Source organism: Leptolyngbya sp. BL0902 (assembly GCF_016403105.1).
Taxonomy (GTDB): domain Bacteria; phylum Cyanobacteriota; class Cyanobacteriia; order Phormidesmidales; family Phormidesmidaceae; genus Nodosilinea.
Genome location: NZ_CP046155.1, coordinates 3,244,541 through 3,259,810, shown reverse-complemented (window position 1 = coordinate 3,259,810; position 15,270 = coordinate 3,244,541). Strand labels below are relative to the sequence as shown.

The 15,270-nt window shown below is 58.0% G+C and carries 14 protein-coding genes; 10 read left to right on the top strand and 4 right to left on the bottom strand.

Annotation, left to right across the window (positions count from 1 at the left end):
• The first annotated feature begins 214 nt into the window (after positions 1-214).
• Complete coding sequence (locus tag GFS31_RS14420; RefSeq protein ID WP_263974841.1) at positions 215-904, top strand: HEAT repeat domain-containing protein; 690 nt, start codon at positions 215-217, stop codon at positions 902-904.
• A gap of 46 nt (positions 905-950) precedes the next feature.
• On the opposite strand, the gene GFS31_RS14415 is transcribed toward GFS31_RS14420, so the two are convergent.
• The 3 genes from GFS31_RS14415 to bchD form a co-directional block, all read right to left on the bottom strand.
• Entirely contained in the window at positions 951-1,943 is a 993-nt protein-coding gene (locus GFS31_RS14415; protein WP_198805483.1) for a pentapeptide repeat-containing protein, read from the bottom strand.
• An 18-nt stretch (positions 1,944-1,961) separates the two neighbouring features.
• Complete coding sequence (locus GFS31_RS14410) at positions 1,962-3,815, bottom strand: adenylate/guanylate cyclase domain-containing protein (RefSeq protein ID WP_198805482.1); 1,854 nt, start codon at positions 3,813-3,815, stop codon at positions 1,962-1,964.
• A 137-nt stretch (positions 3,816-3,952) separates the two neighbouring features.
• Entirely contained in the window at positions 3,953-6,004 is a 2,052-nt protein-coding gene (bchD, locus tag GFS31_RS14405; protein WP_198805480.1) for a magnesium chelatase ATPase subunit D, read from the bottom strand.
• Positions 6,005-6,345: 341 nt separating this feature from the next.
• On the opposite strand from bchD, the gene GFS31_RS14400 reads away from it, so the two are divergent.
• From GFS31_RS14400 to GFS31_RS14385, 4 genes are all read left to right on the top strand, one after another.
• The gene (locus GFS31_RS14400; RefSeq protein WP_198805479.1) at positions 6,346-6,948 is read left to right on the top strand and encodes a hypothetical protein; all 603 of its coding nucleotides are present in this window, start codon (positions 6,346-6,348) and stop codon (positions 6,946-6,948) included.
• Positions 6,949-7,093: 145 nt separating this feature from the next.
• A complete protein-coding gene (locus GFS31_RS14395; RefSeq protein WP_198805477.1) occupies positions 7,094-7,495 on the top strand; it encodes a gamma-glutamylcyclotransferase in 402 nt (133 codons plus the stop codon).
• A gap of 162 nt (positions 7,496-7,657) precedes the next feature.
• Entirely contained in the window at positions 7,658-8,989 is a 1,332-nt protein-coding gene (locus tag GFS31_RS14390) for an adenylosuccinate synthase (RefSeq protein WP_198805476.1), read from the top strand.
• 63 nt (positions 8,990-9,052) lie between these two features.
• Positions 9,053-9,607 carry a 50S ribosomal protein L25/general stress protein Ctc gene (locus tag GFS31_RS14385; RefSeq protein WP_198805474.1) on the top strand — a complete coding sequence of 185 codons (555 nt, stop codon included), beginning with the start codon at positions 9,053-9,055 and terminating at the stop codon, positions 9,605-9,607.
• Between the two features lie 227 nt (positions 9,608-9,834).
• On the opposite strand, the gene GFS31_RS14380 is transcribed toward GFS31_RS14385, so the two are convergent.
• Positions 9,835-10,428: a PAP/fibrillin family protein gene (locus GFS31_RS14380; RefSeq protein WP_198805472.1), complete on the bottom strand. Its 594-nt coding sequence runs from the start codon at positions 10,426-10,428 to the stop codon at positions 9,835-9,837.
• A gap of 199 nt (positions 10,429-10,627) precedes the next feature.
• Between GFS31_RS14380 and GFS31_RS14375 the strand changes: the two genes are divergently transcribed.
• The 5 genes from GFS31_RS14375 to GFS31_RS14355 all read left to right on the top strand — a co-directional run bounded on the left by GFS31_RS14375 (position 10,628) and on the right by GFS31_RS14355 (position 15,221).
• Positions 10,628-10,879, top strand: coding sequence for a DUF3134 domain-containing protein (locus tag GFS31_RS14375; RefSeq protein WP_198805471.1), 252 nt, complete (start codon positions 10,628-10,630; stop codon positions 10,877-10,879).
• Positions 10,880-11,052: 173 nt separating this feature from the next.
• Entirely contained in the window at positions 11,053-12,147 is a 1,095-nt protein-coding gene (gene mraY / locus GFS31_RS14370; protein WP_225907432.1) for a phospho-N-acetylmuramoyl-pentapeptide-transferase, read from the top strand.
• 340 nt (positions 12,148-12,487) lie between these two features.
• Positions 12,488-13,180, top strand: coding sequence for a hypothetical protein (locus GFS31_RS14365; RefSeq protein WP_198805470.1), 693 nt, complete (start codon positions 12,488-12,490; stop codon positions 13,178-13,180).
• Positions 13,181-13,314: 134 nt separating this feature from the next.
• Complete coding sequence (locus GFS31_RS14360; RefSeq protein WP_198805468.1) at positions 13,315-13,653, top strand: P-II family nitrogen regulator; 339 nt, start codon at positions 13,315-13,317, stop codon at positions 13,651-13,653.
• Positions 13,654-13,850: 197 nt separating this feature from the next.
• The gene (locus tag GFS31_RS14355; RefSeq protein ID WP_198805466.1) at positions 13,851-15,221 is read left to right on the top strand and encodes a bifunctional folylpolyglutamate synthase/dihydrofolate synthase; all 1,371 of its coding nucleotides are present in this window, start codon (positions 13,851-13,853) and stop codon (positions 15,219-15,221) included.
• The last annotated feature ends 49 nt before the right edge of the window (positions 15,222-15,270 follow it).

Below are 15,270 nucleotides of genomic sequence, written 5' to 3'. Positions count from 1 at the left end.
CCTAGGTTAAGCACGAGGTATCTGAGGTTTCTCGTATCTAAATTGCTAATCGGGGTGACACGTAGAATAGCTCAATTAAAATTAATTTTGGCTCCGGGTTTCGACTGCGCTCAACCCTCTTGCTACTTTGCGTGGGGGCATTGAGCGAAGTCGAAATGCGTTTTACAAATAATTGTGACCACTTACTTATGACCACTTACTTAGGTCAGCGATTGTGAAAGAGAGTCCTAGCGTGGATCAACCCAGCACCATTAACGAAGACTTGGCCCCGTTGATTCGTGCCGTAGAAGAGGCCGACTCGAAGGGGGCGATGGTGGTGGCTGTGGGGCGGTTGGCGGCGCAACGGCATCCGGGGGCGATTCCGACCCTAATTCAGGTCTTGGGCTACAACAATCCTGGGGCGGCGGTGGCGGCGGTGGATGGCCTAGTGGCCCTGGGCGAATCTGCGGTTCCGGCTCTGCTAGAAGAGTTGGACGGCTATAACTACGGGGCGAGGGCTTGGGCGATTCGTGCCCTGTCGCTGATTGGCGATCCCCGTGCGTTGAAGATTTTGCTGGAAACCGCCACCGGAGATTTTGCCCTCAGTGTCCGGCGGGCAGCGGCGAAGGGATTAGGACACCTCAACTGGGCGTTACTCCCGGCTGAGCAAGTCGCCGCCGCCCAATCCCAGAGTTTGCAAGCGTTGATTCAAGGCACCGAAGACCCCGAATGGGTGGTGCGCTATGCCGCCGTGGTGGGGTTGCAAGGCTTGGCTCTCGCTATCGACGAAACCTCATGTACGCAGGAGTTCACAGCGATTCAGCAACAGCTTCAGCGAGTGATGCAACAGGATAACACCCTAGCAGTGCAGGCTAGGGCCAAGTTGGCGCTGACGACCTTGGCTGACGCTCCTATGGCCCAATAACTTTCCCCCTCACTCGTGGGCAAGACGCCCTCATCTAGGGCATAGGTTATTCGTGAATGCTGCCATCGGGCATGGTGGCGTTGGTCAAAAGCGTGTTCATGACGATGGCGCTGCTCATTTCGGCTCGATCCAGAACGGCTTCTGTGAAGTCGGTGTCGGTGAGGTCAGCCCGTCCGAGATAGGCTTGCACAAACATCGCTTTCACCAGGCAACTGCCGCGCAGGCTGGCGCGGGCGAGGTCGGCACGGGTAAAGCGGCTGTTCTGGAAGTCGCAGCGGTTGAGCTGAGCTTGTTTCAGCAGGGCATCGGTAAAGTCTGCGCCCCGGCCTCGAACGCGGTTAATCTGAGCCAGGGTCAAATCGCTGCGGGAGAATCGGCCTTGGGTGAGGTCGGTGTCATCTAAATTGGCCCCACTGAGGTCAGCACCCGAAAAATTGGCATTGATCAAGATGGCTCCCTTCAGGTTGGCTCCCTTCAGGTTAGCCTCTCGCAGGACGGCTTCACTGAGGTTGGCACGGCTGAGGTCAACGGCGGCTAGGTTTGCCCCGGAAAGGTTGGTGCCCCGCAGATCGGCCTGGTGCAGCTTAGCGCCTCGCAGGTTGGTAATGTACTTACGATTTTCTTGGCGCAGGTTGGCCCCCCGCAGACAGGCTCCCGTGAGGTTCGCGCCGCTGAGGTCGGCATTGCGAAGGTCGGCCCCCATCAGATTGGCATCGAGGAGATCGGCTAAGGTAATGTTGGCGCTGCGGAGGTCGGCCCCTTGGAGCGATGCACCGTGCAGATCGGCATCGTGCAAAATGGCTGCTGATAAATCTGCCTGGTTCAAATTGGCTCCCCCCATCTGCGCCCGAGACAGATTGGCCTGCCGCAGCCGCACGCGATTCAGATAGGCCAGGGTCAGATTGGCATTTTCCAAATCGGCCTGCACTAAATTGGCTCCGATCAAGTCAGCTCCAGCTAGGTCAATCCCCACTAGGGTTAGACCTTTAAAGTCCATGTCCCCACGGGCATAGGATTGCAGCAATTCAGTGGCATTCATACAAAGACCCTAGGGACCTTAGGCGGAGAAAAGCGCCGAAGATGGGGGCGACGACGGAGAACTAGGAGAAGTCGGGGAGGACGCATGGGTCGTCGAGGCATCAGCCGATGGCACGGGCTCTGACAGGGGGGGCAGGGGCTCTAGGGCCACCTCAGGATCCTGGGGATAGTATGCCCGAATGGCGCGGGTAATACTATCGGCAACCGGAAGAACCTCCTCAGCTTGCCCCAAACAATGGGCCATGATCGTTAGCTTGCTCTCCAGGTCTGCAAAGCTAGGACAATACTCAAAAATCCCGTGAAGCAAGTCCTCCAGGGTAGTATGCCTGAGGTTCACCCAATCCTGGTCGGTATAGCTAAAAGGGCCATGGAGACAGGAGTGCAGGAGAATCTTAGCCCGCAGAGGGTTAGCATACTGCAAAATATCCGTTCGCAGGTCAAACAACACTCGGCGATCTCGCGCCGGACGGCTCCCCAGACCCGCCCCAGACACGACAATACCCTGGTGAACGAGGGGAGGAGACGCCGTCTGAATTACCGTTACCTCACGCTCTCCAGAGGTGGCGGGCGGCAGCGGCGTTACCACGGTGTGATCGGGGGCAGAGTCTTGGGGATCGCTGCTGGGGGGTACCGCAAGCTGGGCTCCGGCAGTGGCATAGATGGGCTGGAGCGATTGGATAAGCATATTGGCCAACCGCGTATACTCCCGCTTGCGGTTGAGGCGTTTGACAATCCGCCCCAGGTGATAGCGCAGATCTTGAATTTGGGGCGTGGCTTGGAACACCTGCTGGATTAACTGCGGTAGGTTGGCCTGTTCAAGGATCGAGACGTCGTTTTCCCAGGTATTGTAGGCGAGACAGTACAGCAGCTTCCGTAGACGCAGGCTATCGGCCTGTTGATCCAACCGTTGGGCCACCAAGCCACACCGCTCTTCGAGGGATCGTACCGTTAGCACCGTGGATTCGTTTTGAAGCTCCTCTGTGGTAGGCCGCAGGGTACGCACATACCAAGGCTGAAGCTCTCGCAAAATCAGGGCCGCTACTTCGGCATATACCCCCTGCCGATTCAATCCCATCACCACTCGCTGGATCTGCTGCTCTAGGTCGCCTAGGGTAGGATAGCGTTCCCGCAGGGCCAGCAGCAGGGTGTGCAGATCAAACTGGTTGAGCACCGAGGTATCGTTCTCCCACGCCTGCTGGTAGGTAGCAAAGATCAGCTTTTTGATCCGCACCGATTGCTCATGAACCGTCAGGGCATGGATGGCCGATCCGAGCAGGGCTTCGGCGCTCATGGGCACCGTGTAGGTGGGCTCCCCCGTAGAAGGCGGCCCAGAATCGGGGTCAGGGTACAGCGTAATCTGGTAGGCCGGAACGGGCTCATGAATATTTTTCAGATCCAGCGCCCCCAGAAAAACCGCATTGAGATTGAGGCGGGCTTTCACAACGTCAAAAATGGTTTGGGAGACACAAAGGCCACGGGGTTTGGCATAGGTTTGAAGGCGGGCGGTAATATTGACGCCGTTGCCCATCACATCCTGTTCGCTGACAACGATGTCTCCTAGGTGAATGCCAATGCGGTGCTCTAGATACTGCCCTGGCGGTAGACCCAGCGACTGATCCACGAGCCGTCGCTGCATCTCCAGACCACAGGAAACCGCTTCCACGGCACTGAGGAAGTACATCAGTAGCCCATCTCCCGTAGACTTCAGCACTTTGCCGCCAAAATCCACGCAGATTTGGGCAATCAGGGATAAGTCTCGATCAATTAACCGCAGGGTAAGCCCCTCATCCACCGACATACGGGCACTGAAGCCGACCGCATCCGTCACCATGATGGCGGCTAAGAGGCGCTGTCCGTCAAGAAAGGATGACACTCGATGTTCCATAGCCACTCACGTGAGAACCCAGCAATCTACTCGGGCAGAGACGGGAAACGCCCCTATCAAACCATCCTCATATTGCCCGGATACGCCAGGAGAAGTGCCATGGAACCCCCCAAAGTTACCGGAATTTACCCAGTCTTCATATCAGCGATGGCCCCCCGCGCCATGGCGGCAATCGCCTGATCGGTAGCCTTTGGTAATTGATAGTAGCGTCCACCAGCGGTTCTAGCCAATTCCTTGCCAAAGCCCGTAGACACAAACTTACGTTCGGTATCAATAATTAAAAGCTGGTGGCCAATACTGCGAATCCGGGCGGCGATATCTAGCAACTCCTGCTTGATGTCCGGTTTTTCCTCCGCATCGAGGGTCTCACCGAGGGAGCGGGCCAGGGGAATATTGCCTCGACCATCGGTGATGGCAACAATAACGACGTTGCCGATATCGCCCGACTGCTGGGCATTGGTGCCCACCCGCACCGCCTGGGTGAGGCCGTGGGCCAGGGGCGATCCACCCCCGCAGGGCATGCGCTCTAGGCGACGGCGGGCCATGGCGATGGATCGGGTGGGGGGCAGCAAGACCTCCGCCTGCTCCCCCCGAAAGGGAATTAGGGCCACCTGGTCGCGGTTTTGGTAGGCTTCGGTGAGCAAATTCAGCACCGCACCCTTGGCCGACTGCATCCGGTTGAGGGCCATAGACCCCGAAGCATCCACCACAAAGATAATCAGCGAACCCGCCCGCCGTGCCAAACGCTTGGCTCGAATATCGCCCGATTCCACCACCACCCGCCGATGGGGCTGGCGCTCCCGCCGCGACTTTTGGTAGGGGGCAGCGGCCCGCAGGGTGGCATCGACGGCAATGCGGCGCACCGGGCCTTGGGGCAGAAAGGGCTTGATGTAGCGCCCCCGCTCATCGGAAAACACTAAACTTTGGCGACCCGACTTGCCCTGACGGCTCATGGTTTGGGCAAACACCAGCATGGAGGGATCGAGGATCACCCCCTCTGGATCAAACACAAACTCTTCGGGGATGCTGGGAGGAGCCTCTTCCTCGTCGTTGTCGGGCTCGTCCTCGTCTTCGTCTTCCTGATTGTCCTGATCCTCCTGCTGATCCTGGGGATCGTTATCCTCTGGATTGGTTTGGGGTGGTGGCGGCGGCGGCGGCGCTTCCTCTGGCGGTAAATCTTGGGGCATCTGAGAACGGGGTACAATCACCAGCTCTACGGCCACCCGTAGGTCATCGGCGTTCACCTCCGCCCGCCCCTCTAGGGCTGCGTGGGCCTTGGCCACCCGCACCGCGAAGATTTCGGCTCGATGGCCCTGAATGCCGCCACGCAGGGCTTCTGTCACCAGGTATTGCACCTGCTCGCGGCTGATGGTGACTTCCTTCAGCCACTCCCGTGCCAGGATGATCTGGGTTCTGAGGGCATCAATTTCGTCGGCGTACTCGGCCAAGAAAGCTTGGGCATCTGAGGCATAGCGGCTGGTTTGATCGACCACCGTCACCCGATTGTCGAGGGTCATCGCGCCGTCCGCCGACAGGGCAATGGCAATGCGATCCAGCAAGTGCTCCCGCAGCGGCCCTTCTTCGGGGTTGTAGGTGGCAATCAGCAGAGGGGCGCAGGGGTGCTGAAAACTCATACCCTCCCGCTCAAGCTGGTTGCGCCGATCCGTCAGGGCGGCGAGGAGCAGGTTGGCAATCTGGTCGTCGAGAAGATTGATTTCGTCCACATACAACACGCCCCGGTTAGCCTCTGCCAACAGACCGGGCAAGAACACACTTTCTCCCGCCTGAATGGACTTAGCCACGTCCACAGACCCCAGCAGTCGGTCTTCGGTGACACCCAGGGGCACCTGGATGAAGGGAGCCGGAACCACCCGCGTGGGCAGGTCAACGGTGGCCTCCCCAGCCGGAAAGCGGGCCTGGGTTTGGTCGTCCCACAGGCGGGCATCGGTGGGGTCAGCGTTGCAGCAGGATCCATCCACCACTTCAATGGGGGGCAAGAGCTGGTGGAGTGCCCGCGCCATCACCGACTTGGCCGTTCCCCGTCGCCCAGCGATGACTACTCCTCCCAAGGTTGGATCCACCGCCGCCAGGAGCAGCGCCATTTTGATCGCCCCCTGCTCAACCACCGCCGCGAGGGGAAACACAACTGGAATCGGAGAATCTACCGTGGCAACCATAGGGACTGTAAGGGCGTTTACTCCCACCATATCAGGAATTGACTCGCCTCAGGGCGGCGGCACCGAGGGGAAACCGGGTTTTAGCCGGACTGTGGCCTCAGCCAGACAGAAAGGACAAAAAAGGTGTGGATCCGCACTCTCCATAGAAAATAAAGTCAGTACACTAGACGCTAGCGATCTCAGTAATTTTTCCCGACGCGTTATTTCTTCGCGAGACGAAAATCCGTTATTTCAGGGTTGGAAAATCCCGCTGCCTCTTCCATGGTAGGGGCGATCCACCCCGCATCTGGGGCTCAGCCTCGGTTCTGATCGTGATCTATCGCTCTACCTTCCCTACGCCCGTGCCCTCTCCCCTTGACTCCCTCACGGCTCTTGCCGATTCTCCAGCCCATGCCATCGAATGTAAGTTCCTCTTTGAACGGGATCTCTATACGCCTTGCCATATCTGGGCGGCCGATGTGGACCATCGACTTTCAGCGGTGTACGTAGACAACCAGTTCTATAGCTTCTTTAAGGTGGTAGGCGACCCCAACAAGCTCCTCGACATCGTGGCCCGCCTGGGCAAGCGGGACGACAAAGTTGCCATTACCCTCACCAAGCAGGGCTATGCCATTTGGGCCTACGAGCCCCAGGCCCAGTATGCCCCTCCTGCTCGCCAGCCCGGCCACCGGATCTACCCTGTCTTTGGCCCGAAGAACTGCCTGCTGCTCATCGACCCCCAGGCTTACCAACTCTGCCAAATCCAGGTACCGGATGTGGCTAAGCCCCTTGACGCCATCGCCTACCGCAACCGCTACTACAGCATCTTTAAACAGGATCAAGACGCGGCTAGACTGCTAGACATTACCGCTAAGCTGGCCCGTCGGGGCGACGACACCCTGCTGACGCTAACGGACAGCACCTATCGCCTAGGGCTCCTAGAGCCCAGTGGTCGAGTGATTTAGGTAGGCAGGGAGCTTCGGTTTAAGTGATAGGTTTAAGCTGGGCCCTGTTTGGATACGGGGGACGTTTCCGGTGAAGCCTGCCTGTGCGCCCAAACCCCGCCAACACGACCCAGCAGGAACACCTATTACGAGTTACGAGGTTGCCATGACCCAGCCATCCGAATCCATTACTGTTTTTATCTGCGGATCCGCCCTGCGCGGACAACCCGACAACCAAAATCTTCAGGACGCCACCTTCTTGGGAGAAGCTCAGACCGCTCCCATCTACCGCCTGCACGCTGTGAAAGACGGCTGGCACCCTGGTATCTACGAAATTGGCGATGGGGGCATTTCCATCCCCGGCGAACTCTACGCCATGACCCCCGATCAGTACACCTACCTGAAAGATAACGAACCGCCCCACATGTATCCCCAAACCGTGCAGCTCGCTGATGGGGGCACCGCCACGGCCTTTTTGTACCCCAAGGCGCTGATTGATGAGCATGGCTGGCCCGACATTTCGGAGTACGGCGGCTGGGCCGCTTACAAAGCCGCTACCGCAGGCTAGGGAGAACTGGGCTAGCTGGATCCGTTCGGGGCTGGAATGCCTGGACGGTCTAGCCGACCCTTAGAATGCCTAGATTCTGAAACTTCTCCACGAAAATCTTGACACAGGTGGGGGCCGCTAACGATAATGGGAATTTGTGTGAACTTAAGAGTCTAGATTCCCTTGGCAAACGTTGTAGTAATTGGTGCCCAATGGGGCGACGAAGGAAAGGGCAAAATCACTGACCTGCTGAGCCGCTCAGCGGATGTGGTTGTGCGCTATCAGGGCGGGGTGAACGCGGGGCACACCGTCGTTGTCAAGGATCAGACCTTCAAGCTGCACCTAATTCCCTCCGGCATCCTCTACCCCGATACGGAATGCGTGATTGGGAGCGGAACCGTTATTGACCCCAAAGCACTCATCGCAGAGCTCGATAAGCTCGCTGACCTGGGCATTTCTACCCAAAACCTCTTCATTTCCAACGCGGCCCATGTCACCATGCCCTACCATCGCCTGATCGATCAGGCAGCGGAGGAGCGTCGGGGCACCAACAAAATCGGCACCACCAAGCGCGGCATTGGCCCCACCTATGCTGATAAATCCGAGCGTATCGGCATCCGCATCATTGACCTGCTGGACTACGCCAAGCTGCGCGAGCAGTTGGAATGGACCATTCAGTATAAAAACGGCATTCTTGAGAAGCTCTACGACCTGGAGCCCCTCGATCCCGCTACGGTGATCGAGGAATACATCGAGTACGCCGAACGCCTGCGTCCCCACGTCATCGACAGCTCCCTCCACGTCTACCGCGCCATCCGCGAGCGGAAAAACGTCTTGTTTGAAGGAGCCCAGGGCACCCTGCTCGACCTCGACCACGGCACCTACCCCTACGTCACCTCCTCCAATCCGGTGGCGGGGGGAGCCTGCATCGGCACGGGCATTGGCCCCACCGTCATTGATCGGGTGATTGGCGTGGCCAAAGCCTATACCACCCGCGTCGGTGAAGGCCCCTTCCCCACAGAACTTACCTGTGGTGTGGGGGAACAACTCTGCTCACGGGGGGCTGAGTTTGGCACCACAACGGGGCGGCAGCGCCGCTGCGGCTGGTTTGATGCGGTCATTGGTCGCTATGCCGTACGGATTAACGGCCTTGACTGTTTAGCGATCACCAAGCTAGACGTCCTTGACGATGCCGATGAAATCCAGGTTTGCGTGGCCTATGAGCTAGATGGGGAGCGATGTGAAGAACTGCCGGGTAGTGCCAACGCCTTTGCCCGCTGCAAGCCCATCTACAAAACCCTGCCGGGGTGGAAGCAGCCGACGGATCACTGTCGGTCGCTGAGTGATCTGCCCAAGGCGGCTCTAGACTACCTCAAGTTCCTCGCCGAACTGATGGAGGTGCCCATTGCCATTGTGTCCTTGGGAGCCAGTCGCGATCAAACCATCATTGTGGAAGATCCCATCCACGGGCCAAAGCGAGCCTTGCTCTATGAAAATGGCGAGGCCGCCAGCTAGGGTTGCGCCGCCTGTTTTGTACCTTTTGTTCATTATCTAGATTACCTACGGGGGAGATTGGCTATGGAACTGACGATTGAATGTAAGGCACGGGATCCCAAGGCAAAGCCCAATGCTCTGCGGCGTGAAGGGCTGCTCCCGGCTGTTCTCTACGGCCACAACGGCACCGAATCGGTGGGGCTGACCCTAGATCAGAAGTCCGCTGATCTACTGCTGCGGAAGGTGGCGATCAACAACACCATGATCGACATCAATGTGCCCGACCTCCCCTGGAGCGGCAAAGCCCTGCTGCGGGAAGTTCAATCCCACCCTTGGAAGCAGTTGGTGTATCACCTCAGCTTTTTTGCTGTCCAAGCCCAGGATGCCGTGGAAGTCGGCGTTACCCTGAACTTTGTCGGTGAGCCCATCGGGGTCAAGGACGACGGCGGCGTTCTCAACACTGAGGTGAATGAAGTCACCGTCAAGTGTAAGGCGGTTGATATCCCTGAGGTGATCAACGTTGATGTCTCTGGGCTTCGGGTCGGCGATAACCTCACGGTGGCTGACCTCAACCTGCCTGAAGGGGCCATCGTTGCAGGCGACCAAACCCAGATCGTTGCCAGCGTTCTCCAGGGCTAAGCCAACGCGGTTTTACCGAGAGACGGTCTTACCTCGTCCCTGGTTGATCCAGTTCTAGGGATGATTGATGGCCCAAAGTCACGGCACAGCAAGGGGTAGGTTCACTAAGCCTTCCCCTTCGTAGTTTTTAGGGATAATTAGGCTGATTGCATTGGCCACGAATGCACCCTAGGTTCTACCGTTTGCAAATCGGGGGTATGGGGTTGGATGGGATACGAGACCGGACGTTAGCCCTTCCTGAGAATAAAAAGACTGCCTTGGTTGCCGCGACTAATCCGTAGGTCGTCGTCGAGGTAGGTAACTTCGAGCCAGCCAGACTGGCGCTCAGCCTGGATAGGAAAGTCAATGCCCTGGAGCAGGGAGAATCGACGAGTGGTGGTTAGGGTGGCAATAAATTGGCTGGGAGATTGGTAATTCAGCCGATTTTGAAGCCCCAACACACCGCGCTCAAATCGGACGTTCACCCGCCGATCCGACACGGGCTCTAGACGGGCCGCCACCGCCACTAGCCCAGATAGCAGCGGCGGGCCAGCCACCTCGGCCACGTTGTAAATCCGGCCTTCCTGAAGGCGAATGCACTGATAGATGGAGCCTAGGGACGCCAAGGGCAGGCGGTCAAGGTTGAGTAATTCCCGGCTGGTGGTGTAGAGCAAGCGCCAGTCGCCCTCCAGACGAGGTGTTGCCGTGAGGGGGTGAGCAGTTGGGTTGCGCTCCTCTAGGCGAACCGCCGCTGCTTCCACCATGAGGCGATCCGCAGCGGTGGCGCGAATCCCCCGATTGAGGGGAGCGATAGCTTCGAGTAATTCAGCTTTGCCCAGCATGGTGTTCGTCGTGAACCGTCCTCCGCATCATAGGCGAAAACGACCCAGCCTTCCTCCCTGGAGGATTCTAGACCCTCTGGGCGAGTCGGGGAGATCGGCTCACCCGCCTGACCCCTATTGCACCGGGAATGCCCTGCTATAATGAAAGGCTGACAGTTGTTCCCACAACCCGCCCAACTCCTATCTATTTGGCTTGCCCATGTCCAACCCGAATTACAACCCATCTCTCCGGCAGGTGCCTCGCAGCGCTAAGGCTCCGATTCTGCCCTCCTCTGGCGAGTCATCGATTTTGGCTTGGCTAGAGGGCATTGGCCGCCTTCGCACTCGCGAACCCATCGAAAACTTCCCGGATGAGGCTGAGAGTGAAGAGATCTCAGATCTTATGGGTGGTGATGACAGCTTCGAGGATGACGACGACGACAGCGATCTGGCCCTCGATGATGACGACTAACCTTGAGGTTCCTGAGACCCCTCTAGCCCATTAAGTCTTGTAACGGTTAAGCGCCAGTCGGCTATTATCCCCTACACTTCCTGACTAATTTCCACCGCCCATGACTAGCCAAGGGGAAGATTCTCCAGTAGACTCCTGTGGTGTGTGGTGTGACGCAATGTTGAGGAATTATCGTGGACGCGAAATTTTTCGCCTCAGGGGGGGCTGGCCTCAATGGCAAGGCCATGCTGTGGATTCTCATAGCTAGCCTAGGATCCGCCTCCATTGTGGTTGATGCCAGCCTTGGTCATGGCTACGGCTTGGGGGCATCGATAACCGTTCCTTTGCTTCTAGCGGCGGCAGCTAGCGGCCTGCTGGGCTACTGGGTGGTGCCCCTGCTACGCGCCTTCAAAACGGGGCAGTTTATTCGTCAAGAAGGCCCCCAGGGACACCTAAAGAAAGCCGGAACCCCTACGATGGGGGGTATTTTCTTTGTTCCTGTGGCGGTGGCGGTGGCGCTACTGGCTACGGGTTTTTCTCAGGCCGTGCTGGCGGTCTCGGCCCTCACCCTAGCCTACGGTGCCATTGGCTGGTTGGATGACTGGCAAGTGCTGCGGCTGCGGTCTAACCAAGGCATCACACCCAAAACTAAACTCTTTCTACAAATTGCCCTGGCCGTGCTGTTTTGCCTATGGGTGATGACCAGTCAGCCCGCCTCGGTGACGACGGTCGCCTTACCCCTAGGTTTAGCGCTGCCCCTAGGACTGCTGTTTTGGCCCTTGGCCGGGTTTGTGCTAGTGGCCGAAAGTAACGCCACCAACCTAACCGATGGCCTAGATGGGCTCATGGGCGGCACCGGAGCCATCGCCTTTTGGGGTTTGGCCCTGGTAACAGCCCCGACTCACCCCGACCTGATGGTGTTTTGTGCCGCAATGAGCGGTGCTTGCCTGGGCTTCCTGCTGCACAATCGCAACCCAGCCAAAGTCTTCATGGGCGACACCGGATCGCTGGCCCTGGGCGCTGCCTTGGGGGCGGTGGGAATCCTCAGCCACAACCTTTTTGCCCTGCTGCTGCTGACCCTGCTCTTTTTCGCCGAGACGATGTCTGTCATTCTTCAGGTGGGCTACTTCAAGGCCACGAAAGGCCCCGATGGGATCGGCAAGCGTCTATTCAAAATGGCTCCTCTACACCACCACTTTGAGCTGTCCGGATGGTCAGAAACCCAGGTAGTGGGGGCCGCCTATGGGATCACAGCTATTTTGGTCGCGCTGGCTGCTATCTGGGGCTAGGGCCTTGGGGAAAGACTCCCGGCCTCGTTGCGCGAAGTCCTTGACTGTCATCATCACGATTGGCTCTTTTCTGTGGACGAAGGAAAAGGGCTACACTATGGCCATAGCTATCACTCACCCCTGCCCTAGGATAGTCGGTGGAGGTGTGGGTGCCTCTGGGAACCGGATCGTCAGCCTAGGGTCAAGCGGTCGATCTAAGGTTGTGGAAGAGAGGGCGTCCTATAATTTTCTTCACGAAATTCCTAACAAAAACTGGTTCAGTTTTTCCGATCTGTTTTACCCTTGGGCAGACCAATTTTAATCCCTTCACCCTCTGTCGTTACTTGCTGCCGATACCGTTATGAACGCCTCCTACTCTTCAGAATCCATGGTTCCAGCCGCAGCGGCGGATTGGAGTCATGGCTCACGACAGGCTCCCTCGGTGCCCATCTCGGTCTATCGCGAGTTGGCCACGGAACTTAAGGCTACCCAGGCCCTCGTGGACTCCCTAACTCAGCAGAATCAGCAGCTTGGCCAGCAAAATCTATTTCTGCGCCAGGAAATGATGAAGTTCGCTGAATCAGCGGCCCAACTCAAACAGGTGGTGGATGGTCGCCCGGTGGTTACGGGGGATACTGCATCGGGGAAAACCTATCCCCTCCAACCCATTGCCATTGAGCCACCCCCCACCCCTGCCTTTGAGTCGCCGTCAGGGGTAGAACGCCCCGATCCCCAAGGCAGCAGCCCAGGCTTTGCCCTAGGAGGTGTCTCGCAACTGACCAGTCAGGTTACGCAAATGCTGGGAGCCAAAGCTCCGGCAGCACGGGGGCCAAACAAGGCGATGAAGCCCAAGGCCAAGCGTCCACAGCCCGTTCCTCCGCCCCGTATGCTCTACACCGAGGAACGCCTAGAGCCTTCTCGTCCTGGTCAAAGCCAGGGCCGAAACGCAGACGTGAGCGGTCTGTGGCTAGCCGCGACGATTTTGCTGATTGTGGTAAGCGCTTTCGGGGCTGGATTCTTGATTATGAGACCGCTGTTGAATACCTCCCGCTAGCGAAAATCATCGGTTCCCCAACCCAACTTCCTGAAAAAGTATCCTTTGATACAGTATTCTGAGGGACAAGATCGCTAAACATAGGTCGGCTGAGATTGTCAGCGGCTAACGCCCAAAGCACATTAGGTTTAGGTATGAAGAAGATAGAAGCTATCATTCGCCCTTTTAAGCTCGATGAAGTCAAAATTGCCCTAGTCAACGCGGGCATCGTCGGGATGACGGTGTCTGAGGTGCGTGGGTTTGGCCGTCAGAAGGGCCAGACCGAGCGCTATCGGGGTTCTGAATACACCGTTGAGTTTTTGCAGAAGCTCAAGATTGAAATTGTGGTGGATGAAGCCCAAGTTGATACTGTGGTGGACAAAATCATTTCTGCCGCCCGTACGGGAGAAATTGGGGACGGCAAGATTTTTGTCAGCCCCGTGGATGAAATTATTCGGATTCGGACTGGCGAAAAGAATACCGAGGCCGTCTAAGTCATTGTCAGAAGAACCAGGGCCTAGGGTTTCCTCAACCACAATGGCTTTTATCTGCTATCTGATCTGAGGCTTTCATGGTGGACTAAAAGACGCAGCCCAGAGTTGCGTCTTTTTTATCTTCAGTTCAGCTTCCAACGGTGATTAGCCCCATGTAGGATCAAACCGTTGAGCATTAAACAGGATAGGTCTAGCCCGTGACAACCGCCGATTCTCAAATTACGGCACTCCTCGATGGCTTTGGTCGCTTTGGGGTGGATCTGGGCTTAGAACGTATCGAGGTATTGCTGGGGACCTTGGGCTATCCCCAGCGGCGGGTGCCGATGATCCATGTGGCGGGCAGCAACGGCAAGGGTTCGGTCTGCGCCTATTTGTCTTCGGTACTGGGGGCGGCGGGCTACCGAGTGGGACGCTATACCTCGCCCCATTTGGTGAGCTGGCGAGAGCGTATTTGCATTAACGATCAGCCCATTGCCGCCGAGGATCTGCGCCGAGTGCTGGATCGGGTGATTGCTGCCATTGACCCCGATCAACCTTCGCCCACCCAGTTTGAGGTGTTTACGGCGGCGGCGTGGCTGTATTTTGCCGAGTCTGAGGTGGATGTGGCGGTGATTGAGGTGGGCCTAGGCGGGCGGCTGGATGCCACCAACGTAGTCGAAACGCCCCTGGTGAGCGTGATTACCTCCCTCAGCCGGGAGCATTGGCAGCGCCTTGGCCCCACCCTGGCAGACATTGCGCGGGAAAAGGCGGGTATCCTCAAGCCCGGACGGCCTGCGGTGGTTGGGCCGCTGCCCCCAGAGGCGGAGGCAGTGGTGAAGGCGCGGCTGGCGGAGTTGGATTGTCCGGTGGTGTGGCCCCATCCAGCCCAGCCCGTGGGTGAACATCGGGCCCGCTACGAAATGGCTCAGGACAGCCTGACCCAGGACAGCCTCACCTACCCGCTGCCCTTTCCGGGGGAGCACCAACTCACCAATTCGGCCCTGGCGGTGGCGGCGCTGCTGGAACTGCGGCGGCAGGGGTGGGACATCTCCGATGCGGCGATTGTGCAGGGGATGGGGGCGGCTCGATGGCCTGGGCGGTTGCAGTGGATCCGCTGGCAGGACGACGCTGGACAGGCTCACCCGCTGCTGATTGACGGTGCCCATAACCCCGCTGCGGCCCAGGTATTGCGCCGCTATGTGGATGCTCAGTTGGCCAAGTCCGATGGGCTGTCTCCAACGACGACCCCAACGGCAACTCAGGGCGTGGCATGGCTGATGGGGATGCTGACTACCAAGGATCATCGCGAGGTGTTTGAAGCCCTGCTGCGACCGGGGGACAGCCTGTACTTGGTGCCTGTGCCGGAACACCTGTCAGCGGATCCGTCAGAACTGGCGGCGATAGCTAAAGCGGTCTGTCCCGATCTGTCCCACTGTGGCACCTACGCTGATCTGCGTCAGGGGCTAACGGCTATGGTGAGGGATGCGGCATCGCTCAAAGTATTTTGCGGGTCGCTGTATTTGATTGGCCATTTCTTTGCCACAGAAAGTCAGGTCACAGAGTCCTACAGCAGACTCGAAAAAGCATGAGGCTAACCTGAGTTCGGGATAAAACAAGCCTAGCTTCCGGCTTGCCCTA